We start from the raw sequence: 11,532 nt of genomic DNA, 5'->3' as shown, positions 1-11,532 counted from the left end.
GCCACACCGGCGGGTGCTGTGCCGATGCTGGGGTTTCATTCCGGCTGCAGCCCGATTACCGTCGTCGTCACAGGTTAAGACAGCAGCCGCCGAACGTCATCCACTGCGGCCGCTGTGCGTGCACCCCCCCTCCCACCACCCGGCAGGGTGCCCGCTCCCCGACCGCCCCCACCCGGGAGCGACCATGACCTACCTGCGATCGGTCATCGAAAGCCCACAACGCCTGCGCCTGTCCCTGTCCGAGACCGCCGGCTGGGACCGACCCGACCCCGACCACCGCCGCTTCACCCTCAAGATCGACGAACCCACCGGCGGTCCGATCGTGCTGCGCCTGAGCGGCGACATCGACGCGGTCACCGCCCCGATACTCGCCGCCTGCCTCGACGAAGTCGTGCTGCACGGCCGCAGCGCCGTCGTCGACCTGCTCGGCACCAGCTTCGTCGGATCCGCGGCCCTGTCCGCACTCGCCGAGGCCGGGCCCCGGATCCGCGAGCAACGCGGCCACCTGACCGTCGCCGCACCCCGCCCTCTGCGCCGCATCATCGCACGGGTCGACATGGACACGGTGCGCACCTTCGACAGCCTCGCGCACGCTTTCACCGCCGCCCACCGCGGGCCACAGTTGACCGGCGGGCAACCGCCGGACCCGACGACCGACCTCCCGCCCACGCCGCGGCGACAGACCCGATGACCACGTCCTCGCCGAACGCGCGGACCGTGCCCGCCGTACGAGGACCTCCCGTCACCGACGGGGCTGAGCGCCCGACTCGCCCCGCCGCCCCTCCCACCCGGACCGTAAACGCGGCGCCGGCATGTGACGCCGACTACTCCTTGTCGATTTCATTGAGTCTTCAATCGGACCCTCGCTACCCTAGGTATAACACCTCGTCAGGCCGATAGTTCGGTCGACCACGAGTGTGGGGAGGCACCCCGAGACCGCCTCCGTCGTGTCCTCGATGTCGAGCCCAGGCATCAGCGCCCCACCCGCGCCCCGCCCACCGGGAGCCTGAGGGCGTACCGGCCGCCGATACCCCCTGATCGGTACAGCCCGTACCCACCCGTGCCCGCTCGCCGCAGCGGAGCCCATCAATCGTGCGACAGGACGAGGGGTCCTGTCGCACAACATCATCGGGTCGGCGACCGGTGCGCACCCCGGCCCGCGCACCATCGTCCATGCGCGCCGCCCATCCACCGCCCCACCGGAAGAACACACCATGACCCTCCCCGCCCGCCCCCGCAGCGCAGCACCCGGCCACGCGATGAGCACCGCCACCATCAAGGCCCACCTCACGGCCATGTTCGCCGAACACGACACCCCACCCCGTCCGGAGCACGACGGACCCGAACCCTGCGGCACCCCTCCGAGCGGGCGTACCGACATCACGCACCACCCCTACACCCCTTTCATCACTGTCACCCACCCCAGTACCGGAAGAGATGTATGAGCGCCCCCGAACACTTTCGCCCGCACCCGGCCACCCAGTCGGACTGGCAGCACCACGGAGCCTGCCGCGGCACCGAGACGACCGTGTTCTTCTCCCCCGACGGCGAACGCGCCGGAGCCCGCGCCCGACGAGAACGAGCGGCGAAGCAGATCTGCCAGCAGTGCCCAGTGCTCACCGCATGCCGCGACCACGCCCTGAACGCCGGCGAATCCCACGGCATCTGGGGCGGACTGACCGAACGAGACCGCACCCGCCACCACCGCCGCACCCGCACACCCCACCGCCGCCCCGGATCCGAACGGCTGTGACCCCCATCCACCGCCTCACCATCCGTATCATCCTCGCCGGGGTGGCGGACCAGGCAGCGTCACCACCCACCCGATCGCCGGCACGATCCGCCACAAGTACACGCCCCGCGATCCGTGGGACGAATCCGATGGGGCCGCGTACGGCGGCCTCCGGCGCGACCTGACCGACTCCGCCCAAACGACGAAAAGACACCCGGAACTGGGCACCTCGACCACCGGCTGGGACACGAGCGGGTAATCCGCGCGGATCGCAAAATTCAGAGCCAAATACGCTGCCGGAAGCATATTTCCGGCGTGCCGGTAACGGACCTTATGACATATCGCCTGGCCAGGGCGATACTCCGATCACGATACCCCGTTACCCGTGCGCGTAACTGTCCCACGCGAGCAGGGCGGTCCGGGGGCGATGGCGCATGCGTCGGTTCTCCTGTTTCTTGTGTGACTGAGGGTGCGTGCAAGTATCCGTGCCTCAGCCACACACGTTAGGTCGGTCTTTGTTGCACAACGCAATCGCCACACGTTTGATTTGGGCATTAATCACGCAGTTCACGGCTCGGCGCGGTGCGAGGTAACGCCTCTCGCCACCGTCGAATCGAGGATCATGATCCTAGCTGTTGAGAAGTCCTGTGATCGCGTCCGTCGTTGACCAGCTGACCATCGCTCTGGTATTCGTCGCGGCTTCGCCGTAGGCGGAATCAGGTGGGTACGTGAATGGTGGGGCCGAACGCCACGTACCTGGTCCCGGATTTCCGGACGCATTCGGATCCATAGCTGGTGGTGTCCCGACATCCTGGCAGCGTTCCCGCGCGCGACTTCGTCGCACATAGTCTCCCGGTCAACTGCCGAGGACTGTTCGGACCCTGCCGGTCCGGTGCCTCGGCGTTGCCCCGCCCCATTCTCTACCCGGGGACCCATAACCCGAGAGGCACACGATGAGTCGCACACCCGCCGTTGGTGGCGGCTTCCGGCGGCATCGCGGGCAGACCCAGTCACGAAGTATCTCAGGATGGCCGCTCCGTTGGAAGATGGCCATCGTGTTGATCGTTCCGCTCGCTGTTGCGGCAGCGCTCGGTGGTCTTCGCGTCGAACAAAGCCTGCGTGCGGCAGCAGACTTCACGACAGTCGCCGACCGAGTCCAGATGCTCCCGCTTCTCGTCGAGTTGGACGGGGACGCGTCCGTCGTGATGGGAACTCTGGCACAGCGCACGATTACCCCCGCGATGATCGACAGCCTCGACAGGTCGATCGAAGTGGTGGAACAGGTAAGTCCGGGGGCCGGGCTCGACGAAGACGCTGCCGCGGACCTTACGACCGCCCTCTCCGATGCGCGAGCGCTAAGCGCACAGGCCAAGCAGGGACCGACATCGACGGCCGCTCTCACCGAACAACTCGCGTCGATCCGCTCTGCCTTGTCCAGGACGGTGGACACGATCACCGAGCCGATCGCCGATCCCGAGGTCGCCGTGGAGACCGGCCGCCTCGAGGATCTGTGGTCGGCCCAGAAGCTGATCTCCGCGCAGGGTTTGTCCGTCGTCGCGTCCTCGGCAATTCTCGCCGGGGGGTCCGGTGGAACTCTCGAGGCCGAGAGTGTCAACCTGCTCGCGCACCTGAGGACCGAATCTGCCCTTCTCGACCGGGTGGCGCAACGGTATTCACCCGATGACCCGACGGTTGCAGCACTACGGGCACGCAACGACGATCGAACCGCACTGGTGCAGAATGTCACGCGTCGTGAGAGCGCAGATCAAGTCCTGACCGGACTCAAATACTCGCTGTTCGACAGCATCGACGACTACTCCGGCGCAGTCGCCGCGGCGTCCGCCGGTCTGAGGAATGCGGTCGCGGCTAAGTCGGATACGTTGCGGACCAGCGCGTGGCGGGACCTGACTGTCGTCACTGCGCTCCTGGTCGCCGCGATTCTGCTCGCCGTTGTCGTGGCTCGATCCTTGCTGATGCCGCTACGACGGCTGCGGCACGGCGCTCTCCAGGTGGCGCACGCAGACCTTCCGGACGCGGTCGAACAACTCAAGTCCGGGACGGACGCTGCGACGCTCCAGGTCGACCCTATCGACGTCCACACCCACGAAGAAATCGGTCAGGTCGCTCGCGCCATCGATGACATTCACAACCAGGCCCTCCTGCTCGCCGGCGATCAGGCCCACCTGAGGTTGCAGATGAACAATGTCTTCGAAACCCTTGCCCGCCGGAGCAGGTCCCTGATCGACCTGCAACTGGAGATGATCGAACAACTCGAGTTCGAGGAACGCGACCCCAAGCGCCTCGACAACCTCTTCCGGCTCGACCACCTCGCCACCCGGATGCGCCGAAATGGCGACAACCTGCTGATCCTGGCAGGCAATAGCAACCGCCGCGGTCGTCCGTCGCCGATCCAATTGGGTGACGCCGTGCGTGCGTCGATCTCCGAGGTGGAGCACTACCAGCGAGTTCAGGTCGGTCCGGTACCACCGGTGGCCCTGACCGGCACGGCCGGAAGGGATCTCGTACATGTGCTGGCCGAATTGTTGGACAACTCGTTGCACTTCTCACCGCCGGACAGTGCGGTGACGACCACCTGTGCGCGCACCATCGACGGAGGTGTCGTCATTGAGATCGTGGACCGCGGAATCGGTATGTCACCGATCGATCTTCGCGAGCTCAACGATCGAATCGCTTCGACACCCGAGGTCACTCCTGACACAGCTCGCCACATGGGCCTGTTCGTCGTCAGCGAACTGGCCAAGCGTCACGACATCACCGTCACCCTTCGCGCGACGTTGGACCGGCCGCGCAACGCGGGAATCACCGCCTCGGTCCACGTTCCCGGAGATGTACTGACTTCGGCTGTCGAGCCTCGAGTCCCAGCCACCCTCGCCCCGCCCCAGGCTGTTGGTCGGTACGACGATCCCTCGCCCCACGGTTATGCCGCAATTGTTGCCGAAGCAGGAGCCGCCACCGGGCAAGACCTGCCCAGCCGGACACCGACATTTCCCGCAGATGGTGGTATGCGGCGACCGGAGCCGCCCGCACCCGGCGCTCTACCCCGCCGTCGACCCGGTGCGACCGGAATCGTCACCTCCCCACGACCTCACCCCGAACCGGCACCGCCGGGGAGCCCGGCGGTGCGAGACGAACGTGCGCCTCGACATCGCTTGGACCCAGTGCGGACGGCGTCGTTCTTCCAGCCACGACTGCTTACTCAAGCGGCATCGGAGGATCCGACGGCACAGACCCCGATCTTCGCTAGTATCGCTCCCCTGTGGCTGACTGACCCCGCCGAGACCGATACTGATGGTCCGCAGCGGTGGGTCACGCGAGCGGATACCGGCTGGTCGGCCGCGCGGCGCGCCGCGCAGGCCCCCCAGGAACCGGTCACAGACAGCGGTCTTCCGCAGCGCGTGCCCGGGCAACGCCTGGTCCCCGGCGGTGTCGACGCCGAAGACCAGGCACCGATTCGCGTCCGCACACCCGAGGCGGTTCGCGCACGCCTCGCCCGTCATCAAAGCGGTGTTCGAGCAGGTAGGACGGGCGCGCGTCCCGTCCTTGGACCAATTGACCCATGGCAACAGGAGGAATCTTCGTGACGAGTCGTGGCACGCTGGACTGGTTGGTATCGAATTTTGCCAGTGACGTTCCCCGCGTGACGCATGCCGTGCTGGTCTCGGCCGATGGGCTGCTGATGGCCGCGAGCACGCATTTGCCACTCGATCGGGCCGAACAGCTCGCCGCGGTGACATCGGGCCTGGCCAGTCTCTCAGCCGGGGTGTCGACGCTGTTCGAGGGCGGTGGTGTCTTGCAGTCGGTCGTCGAGATGCAGCACGGGTATCTGTTGTTGATGAGTGTCGGGGACGGCTCGCAACTGGCCGCCCTGACCACAGCCGAGTGTGATATCGGGCAGGTCGGTTACGAGATGGCAATTCTCGTCGAACGGGTCGGATCCGAAATCGAGGCCATGCCTCGTTCGGTAGTTCGGTCATGACTCTGTCAGGGTTGCGTTCGGCCGGTCCTGAAGGGACGAACTTCTCGGCCGGCCGGGTCACTTCGGCCAAGATCGTCATCGCGGGCGGGTTCGGCGTCGGGAAGACCACGCTGGTCGGGGCGGTGTCCGAAATCGTTCCGTTGCGGACCGAAGCGATGGTCACCGACGCCAGCACCGATGTGGACAGCGTCATGGCAACCCCGCAGAAGGTGACTACCACCGTTGCAATGGATTTCGGACGCCTTACGCTGGCAGACGATTTGATCCTCTATCTCTTCGGAACACCGGGCCAGCACCGGTTCTGGTTCATGTGGGACGACCTCGTGCGCGGCGCGATCGGCGCGATCGTTCTGATCGATACCCGCCGACTCGACGACAGTTTCGCCGCTGTCGACTATTTCGAATCCCGTGGGCTTCCCTTTCTTGTTGCTGTCAATGAGTTCGATGACGCTCCGCGATACCCGTTGGACGACATCCGGGCCGCACTGGCAGTTGCGGCTGATGTGCCGATCATCGGCATCGATGCTCGCAGCCGTGCCTCGGTGAAGGATTCGCTTCTCGAGATCACGGCATATGCGCTGCAGGAGTTGAATGATCGAGTGTCCTACTAGCACTTGCTTGATCAGGTTGGTTGCTTCTCCAGCTCGGCAAGGTACTGGTCCAAGACGGAGGACACCGGAGCGTCGACGCCATGGGACCGGAGACCTTGTGCCAACCGGCTCACCGCAGGTCCGGCGTCGAGTACCGGTCGTACCAGCCCGAGTCGCGCGCACTGCTCGGCGAGTGGCCACAGCTCCGTCAGCGCGGCTTCCTCTCGTCCTGCGGCAGCCAGCACTTCCACCCTCAGCAAGGCGGCATTGAGGAATGCGCGGGGTCGGGCCTGCGGATCGATCGACTCGACGAGGACAAGCACACTCGCATACACCGCTTCCAGGTCCTGCACGTCGAACCGGGCAGTCAGGGCCTCGCGGATCATCGAGTCCTCCTCCAATTCCGAGGTGAGGACGACGATTCCGTTGCCTCGGTCGCTGTCGGGTCGGATCCCGCGGTCGATCGCCTGCCCACTGGATGCCGCACCTGCTAGCCCGGCTCGGACTCGTTCGTTGGCGATCCGCGCTTCCAGTCGGGGCAACCGCAGTCGTTGCGCCAGCCGGGCGCCCTCGTCGAGACGCGACTTCGCCGCGTCCCTCTGCCCGAGCAGGCGCTTCAGTCGTGCACCCGTCCCGTAGGTGGCGAGCATGAAGTCGACGGTGCCACCTTCCGCCCCCAGAGTGTGGCTGCGGTCGAGGAGTCGGTCCGCTTCCATGAGATGCCCCTGGTCGTACAGCAGGTCGCCGAGCAGGGCTGCGGTGAGCCGGGTGCCGTACCCGAGACCCTCTTCGGCGTCGGTGGCCAGTGCCATCGCGTGCCGGAAGCTGGCCTCCGCGGCCGGCAGATCGAGTTGTTCTCGTGCCGCGATCCCGGCCATGCAGTATCCGTAGATGACGCTGAAGGGGCCGCTGGAGCGCTGATGGAAGGGAAGCGCCCATTTCTGCCATCGGCGAGCGTCGTCGAAGTCGAAACGATAGATGGCGCGGAAGGAGGCGACGTCGGCGGCTCCGCACAGAACCCAGGGTCGCAGTGTGCTCGCCCGTGCCATGCATCCCTCGACGGCCTCGTCGAGGCCGTCGATCTCGTCGTCGAAGACGGTGACGGTGGCCCGGATGAAGGCGGCCTCGACGCGCATATCCACCGTCGCGGGATCGTCGCCTGCGGTGACGAGAGCTGTTTCCGCGATGGAGAGAAATTGTTCGGCGTCGCGTGGGTGATGCAGCAGGGCGTGCGCCCACGCGAGCGCGATCTGGAGGCGGGGCCGGTCGGTGGTTGGTTTCGTCGGCAGTTTCGCGGCGAGGCCGAGGAGCGTTCCCATCTGCGACTGCTCGAGCAGGTCCATTGCGGCCTTTTCGACGAGCGTGACGGCGTCGTCCTCGTCGCCTGCGAGGAGGTAGTGGTCAACGGCCTGGCTGAGAAGGTGCCGGTCGGCGAACCACCCGCCCGCTTTCCGATGGAGCTCGACTACCCGGTCGGGATCCTCACGCTCGAGGCGGTGTTGGAGGAATTCGGCGAACAGGTGGTGATAACGGAACCAGTCGCCGTCGTCGTCGAGACGCCGCAGGAACAGGTCCCGTGACTCGATGTCCTCGAGTGCCGCTTGGCCTTCCTGGTCGCTGGTGAGTACGCGTGCCAAGCTGCTGCAGGTCTTCTCGGTGATCGAGGTTGCGAGGAGGAAGTCGAGGGTTCGTCGATCGAGGCTGCCGAGGACGTTGTCGGCCAGGTATTCGCCGATCGCACGGTTCCCTCCGGTCAGGTGCTCGATCAACTCGCGGGGGTGCGGGTGATCGCGTAGTGCCAGCGAGACCAGTTGCAGTGCGGCCGCCCATCCGTCTGTCGACTGTTCGAGTTCGACGATGTCGGGTTCGTCCAGGGCGAGTCCGGAGCGGTCGACGAGCAATTGGGTCGACTCGTGAACGTCGAAACGCAGTGCTGTGGAGTCTATTTCGATGAGTTCGTTGTGCACACTCATTCTGCTGAGTGGGAGACCGAGCCGGGTGCGGCTGGTGACGATCAGGTGCAGGTGGTGGCAGCCGTGCTCGAGCAGGAATGCCAGCGCCGATCGCGTGTCCTCATTTGTCACACGGTGCCAGTCGTCGATGACGAGTGCGACGGGGTGGTCGGCGGAATGGAGCCGGTCGATCAACGAGGTGAGGACATACCGTTCCCGGCCGGCGCCGTGGACCTCGATCTCCCGGACCAGTTCCCGACCGAAGGATGGTTGCGCGACCGCGATGGCCTCGATCAGGTGGGTGAGGAACCAGATGAGCGTGTTGTCGTCGTTGTCGATCGTCAGCCACGCAGTGGCCACCCCCTCCCCTCGGAGTGCCTCGATGCGCTGGGCGGCGAGTGTGCTCTTGCCGAACCCCGCGGGTGCGTGAATGAGCACGAGACGGGGGCGGCCACTGCGGCGCAGGCGTTCGAGCAGGTGGGTGCGCGCCACCGCCGCCCCCGGTGTGACAGGTGGGCGGTACTTGGTGGATGCACTCGGCGGCGCCGGTTCGAGCCGGGTGCCGCCGGCGGCTCGGTACCGCAGGTATTCCGACACCCCGGCTCCGATTTCGGTCGAGGGCCGGAAGGGGCGGTCGTCGTCACCGGCCAGGGGAAGCGGCAGGTCGGCCAGCGTAAGTCCGATCTGTTCCCCCGCCCCGCGGAGCACGGCGCCCAGTTCGGCGGCGGTGGCAGGGCGATCTGCGGGGTCGCGGGCCATCGCCGTCTCGATCACGGCGCAGACGGTGTCGGGGATGCCCTTGTCCCGGAGGTCGGGCAGAGGCTCTGTGCCGATGCGCAGAAGTTGGGCGAAGACCTTTTCACCCCGGCGACGGGCGTAGGCGGGGTGGCCGGCGAGTGCGGTGAACAGGGTTGCACCGAGTCCGTAGACATCGGTGACGGTCGACGCATCGGCGCCGCTGAGCAGTTCCGGCGCGGTGTAGGCCGGGGACCCGGCCACCAGTCCGTTCCGGGTGGTCTCGTCGCCTCCGGTGATGCGGGCGATGCCGAAGTCGGTCAGCTGCGGTTCGCCGTACTCGGTCAGCAGGATGTTGGCGGGTTTGATGTCGCGATGCAGTACTCCCCCGCGGTGTGCGGTTTCGAGGGCACCGGCGAGTTTGACGCCGACGGCGAGTACCTCGGCCGCAGTCAGCGGCCCGTGCGCGGCGATCCAGGATTCGAGGGAGTCTCGGCGATGGAATGGCATCACGATGTAGGGGCGTCCGGTGTAGGTGATCCCGGCTTGCAGGACATGGACGATGTTCGGGTGCCCGGACAACCTCCCCATGGCCTGCTGCTCGCGCAGGAAACGTGCGCGATCCATGTGGTCCGGATCGGGGCTGAGGACCTTGACGGCGACCAATCGGTCGAGTGATGGTTGCCGGCATCGGTACACGATGCCGAAGCCGCCACGGCCGGCAATGCGCGCGTCTTCGAAGCCCTCGGCTGCCAGCTCCGCGACGATGTCCGCGTCGACCTGGCGTTGAGTGCTTTCCGTGTCGTCCGGCATGGCAAGCCCTCAGCGCGTCGCGGCCGGTTCGTCGATGCGCCGCGTCCGGGTTGACCAACGCTTGCCCATGGGGTCTCCTCGCGATGCGACTACCCCATTCTAGGTATCGGGGCCTCACCGGCGCCGGAAAAGAACCGGCGATATCGAGACGTGGCGATCCTGCAGTAGAGGCAACCGAGTACCACTGCTGCGATCCCCACAACCCCGTAGGCGGTGCCCGGCGTGAGAAGGACGTCGTGCGACCAGTGCGGAGACGCCCCCGACCTGCTCACCAGACTGAGCTGGAGTTCCACGGTGCCGCTGAGCACCAGGTAGGGCCCGATCACTCGACCCGAGTGCATCACCGCGAAGGTGAGCAGGCCGAGAAGGACCAGACCGAGGCTGATCGGGCGACCGGTCGTGACCGCCGCGAGCAGTCCTGTGGCCGCCGATGCAGCCGCGAACGCTGCGCAGACCGTCTGCGCGGGTGACCAGTTCGGTGGAACCAGTCGATCCGGTATGTCGTGTGCTTCCACCAGATGTCCCCCGGGCGTGGTTGACGGCGTGACTTCTCGTCACGTTATGAGGACGGTTCGCCGGTAGTCCCGCACTGTTGTCATGACCGGCGTTGCGGACCGGATCCGGAGCTCGTTGTCCGGGATAGCCGAACTCGATCGCGGGCATGTGATGCGCCGGCACAGAGTGTGTGGCATGCAACACTCCTCGGTGATTCGGATGACCAACAGTGGTGGGCCGCGGCTCTCGCTCGCGGGCTCGGACCGGCGTCGTGTCGCGGTGATCGGTGGGCACGGCGGCGGGCGATTCGTTGGTGGTCTCGGCGAGCGATGCGGTGCCGGGCTGTCGGTGGACGTCTTGGTCTCGGGCCGGGCCGCCGACGAGCAATTCGGTGGCGAGCGCGGGTGTGCGCAGGTCCGCACCATCGGGGTGTCGGAGCTGGAGTCTGTCAGCCGGGGCGATCTGATCGCCCGCTACGACGCCGTGGTGTACGCGTTCACCTCGTTCCGAGACAGACCTCTGCCGGTCCCTGGGGCGGGGCTCGCGGGCAGTGTGTGGGCCGATGACATTACCGATGTTCCGGAGAGATTGCCGGATTGGTCGCGCGCGATCGTGGTGGGCTGGGGCGAGCGAGCCTGCGCCGCCGTCCGGGCGGTGGCCCGCGCCGCGGGCCGAGGCAGTGGCCAGGAGATTGTCGTACTCGGAGGTTGTCTTCCCGGGCAGCGGGCTGCGGTCGACGGTCTACCGGCGCGGCTCGAGGGTGTCGCAATCGACGTTCGTGGGCAGGGCCGGCTCCTGCAGATACGGGGTCGTGGCCGCGTCGAGGCGGTGGTGTCCGGCGAGCGGGATGGGTCCTCCCAGGTGCGGTCGGCGCAGCTGGTGGTGAATGCGACGGGTGAGCTTCCCGCGGTGATGGCGGGCCTGCCGATGCACTCGTCCGGGCGTATTGCGCACGAAGGGGGATGTATCTCCGGGACGGCGCACGAGTTCGTGCTCGGCCCGCTGCAGAGCCGGGGCGCTACCGCTGAAGAGGACGCTCTGGCGGGCGAGGCCCTGGCCGGCCAGGTTGCTCGGCGGCTGCAGGATTGCCGGGGACCGTGGTCGCAGGGCGATCCGTTCGAGTGGCTCGAATTCCGGCACGGTGCCGTTCTTGCCACCGGACGGTCACGTCCATCCGTGATGGCGAGCTGAAGACGGTCTTATCGGTCGGCGTTGCCG

At 66.7% G+C, this 11,532-nt stretch carries 9 protein-coding genes; 7 read left to right on the top strand and 2 right to left on the bottom strand.

Translation table 11 applies throughout. From position 1 onward, the window contains the following. Window positions 1–184 precede the first annotated feature (184 nt). The 6 genes from ACFTZB_RS36275 to ACFTZB_RS36250 all read left to right on the top strand — a co-directional run bounded on the left by ACFTZB_RS36275 (window position 185) and on the right by ACFTZB_RS36250 (window position 6,340). Entirely contained in the window at window positions 185–691 is a 507-nt protein-coding gene (locus ACFTZB_RS36275; protein WP_378439290.1) for an STAS domain-containing protein, read from the top strand. Window positions 692–1,214: 523 nt separating this feature from the next. Beyond that, window positions 1,215–1,445, top strand: coding sequence for a hypothetical protein (locus ACFTZB_RS36270; protein WP_378439288.1), 231 nt, complete (start codon window positions 1,215–1,217; stop codon window positions 1,443–1,445). Next, window positions 1,442–1,753, top strand: a complete 312-nt coding sequence (locus ACFTZB_RS36265) for a WhiB family transcriptional regulator (protein WP_378439286.1) — start codon at window positions 1,442–1,444, stop codon at window positions 1,751–1,753. The genes ACFTZB_RS36270 and ACFTZB_RS36265 overlap by 4 nt, the downstream gene beginning before the upstream one ends. A 1,025-nt stretch (window positions 1,754–2,778) precedes the next feature. Continuing rightward, on the top strand, window positions 2,779–5,334 hold the full coding sequence (locus tag ACFTZB_RS36260; protein ID WP_378439284.1) for a sensor histidine kinase: 2,556 nt from the start codon (window positions 2,779–2,781) through the stop codon (window positions 5,332–5,334). Continuing rightward, on the top strand, window positions 5,310–5,729 hold the full coding sequence (locus tag ACFTZB_RS36255; protein WP_378439282.1) for a roadblock/LC7 domain-containing protein: 420 nt from the start codon (window positions 5,310–5,312) through the stop codon (window positions 5,727–5,729). The genes ACFTZB_RS36260 and ACFTZB_RS36255 overlap by 25 nt, the downstream gene beginning before the upstream one ends. Then, window positions 5,726–6,340: an ATP/GTP-binding protein gene (locus ACFTZB_RS36250; protein ID WP_378439280.1), complete on the top strand. Its 615-nt coding sequence runs from the start codon at window positions 5,726–5,728 to the stop codon at window positions 6,338–6,340. Before ACFTZB_RS36255 ends, ACFTZB_RS36250 begins: the two co-directional genes overlap by 4 nt. An 11-nt stretch (window positions 6,341–6,351) precedes the next feature. On the opposite strand, the gene ACFTZB_RS36245 is transcribed toward ACFTZB_RS36250, so the two are convergent. Beyond that, window positions 6,352–9,819 (bottom strand): protein kinase, encoded by a 3,468-nt coding sequence (locus ACFTZB_RS36245; RefSeq protein ID WP_378439278.1) that lies wholly within the window; start codon window positions 9,817–9,819, stop codon window positions 6,352–6,354. A gap of 89 nt (window positions 9,820–9,908) precedes the next feature. Next, on the bottom strand, window positions 9,909–10,334 hold the full coding sequence (locus ACFTZB_RS36240) for a hypothetical protein (protein WP_378439276.1): 426 nt from the start codon (window positions 10,332–10,334) through the stop codon (window positions 9,909–9,911). Between the two features lie 199 nt (window positions 10,335–10,533). Between ACFTZB_RS36240 and ACFTZB_RS36235 the strand changes: the two genes are divergently transcribed. After that, window positions 10,534–11,505: a hypothetical protein gene (locus ACFTZB_RS36235; protein WP_378439274.1), complete on the top strand. Its 972-nt coding sequence runs from the start codon at window positions 10,534–10,536 to the stop codon at window positions 11,503–11,505. Window positions 11,506–11,532 lie beyond the last annotated feature (27 nt).

The sequence above is a fragment of the Rhodococcus sp. NPDC057014 genome (assembly GCF_042673295.1).
GTDB lineage: Bacteria > Actinomycetota > Actinomycetes > Mycobacteriales > Mycobacteriaceae > Rhodococcus_F.
Note: the sequence above shows the minus strand (reverse complement) of the source record. Positions and strands in the feature narration are given on the sequence as shown.